A 1239-nucleotide genomic window follows, 5' to 3' on the forward strand; every position below is an offset into this window, starting at 1 on the left:
CGCCTCGAACCGCTCGGCCTCGAAGAACAGCGCCCAGCCGGAGCCGAAGCGCCGCAGCACATTGTTCAGCCGTGCGCAGGTACCGACCAGTTCCGCCTCTGTGGCACTCTCCAGATCAGGACCACGGAAGCGCAGCGTGCGCTGGAAACTGCCGTCCTTGTTGAGCACGATGCCGGGTGCGACCAACGCGGCCCAGGGCAGGTGATCGGCCAGCCGGTCGGATTTGGTGCGATATTCCGCGAGGTTCAGCATGCGAAAAAACCTCGCTGGCGAAGATGGCGGGCGAGCACCGGCGCGAAATCCGGATCGCGCTTGGCGGCGAAAACGCTGAGCGTGTGCCCCGCCACCCAGAACAGAATGCCGGCCAGCCACATCTGCAGACCGAGACCGAGGGCCGCGGCCAGTGTGCCGTTGACGATGGCGATGCCGCGCGGCGATCCACCCAGGAGGATCGGTTCGGTCAGTGCGCGGTACAGGGGCGCCTCGAACCCATCCACACGGGTGCTCACGAGACAAGCGCCCCACCGCCGAAGCCGAAGAAGGACAGAAAGAACGAGCTGGCGGCAAAGGCGATGCTGAGCCCGAAGACGATCTGGATCAGCCGCCGGAAACCGCCCGAGGTCTCGCCGAAGGCGAGCGACAGGCCGGTAACGATGATGATCAGCACGGCGATGATCTTGGCGACCGGCCCCTGCACGGAATCGAGGATCTGCTGCAGCGGCTGTTCCCACGGCATGTTCGAACCGGCGGCATAGGCGACATTACCCAGCCACGGCGTGAGCAACGCACCGGACCCGATGCGGCGCAGGATGCGGGAGACGCGGGGGGAGCAAAACAGCGTGGTCGGCGATGAACTGGGCAGGCGCAAAGACATGGTTGGTCCTTTCGGTTACGGCGCAAACGACCGGTACGGGTTGAGATCGGCGAGGGCGTAATCGCCATTGGCGTCGAGGCCAGTGACTTCGCTGATCGTCTCGATCCGCCGCGCGAGGCCGCGGCCCTGGATGAAAACCACGATGTCGATCGCCTCGGCGATCAGCCGGCGCGGCACGGTGACGACCGCTTCCTGAATGAGCTGCTCGAGGCGATACAGCGCGGCGCGCCCGGAATTCGCGTGGACCGTGGCGATGCCGCCGGGATGGCCGGTGTTCCACGCCTTCAGCATGTCGAGGGCTTCGGCACCGCGGACCTCGCCGACGATGATCCGGTCCGGCCGGAACCGCAGGGTCGAGCGCACCA

At 66.3% G+C, this 1239-nt stretch carries 3 protein-coding genes and 1 pseudogene; all 4 read right to left on the reverse strand.

The genetic code is table 11. The features are described 5' to 3' along the window. Nucleotides 1-252 (reverse strand): annotated as a pseudogene (locus tag AiwAL_RS20205) (conjugal transfer protein TrbE); the annotation flags it as partial. Beyond that, entirely contained in the window at nt 246-509 is a 264-nt protein-coding gene (locus AiwAL_RS20210; RefSeq protein WP_262313496.1) for a VirB3 family type IV secretion system protein, read from the reverse strand. The pseudogene AiwAL_RS20205 and the gene AiwAL_RS20210, both read right to left, overlap by 7 nt. Next, nucleotides 506-874 (reverse strand): TrbC/VirB2 family protein, encoded by a 369-nt coding sequence (locus tag AiwAL_RS20215; RefSeq protein ID WP_262313497.1) that lies wholly within the window; start codon nt 872-874, stop codon nt 506-508. The genes AiwAL_RS20210 and AiwAL_RS20215 overlap by 4 nt, the downstream gene beginning before the upstream one ends. Before the next feature lie 15 nt (nt 875-889). Next, nucleotides 890-1239: ATPase, T2SS/T4P/T4SS family (locus AiwAL_RS20220; RefSeq protein WP_262313490.1), on the reverse strand; the 350-nt coding region annotated here is incomplete at its 5' end.

Source organism: Acidiphilium sp. AL, assembly GCF_025499445.1.
Lineage (GTDB): Bacteria > Pseudomonadota > Alphaproteobacteria > Acetobacterales > Acetobacteraceae > Acidiphilium > Acidiphilium iwatense.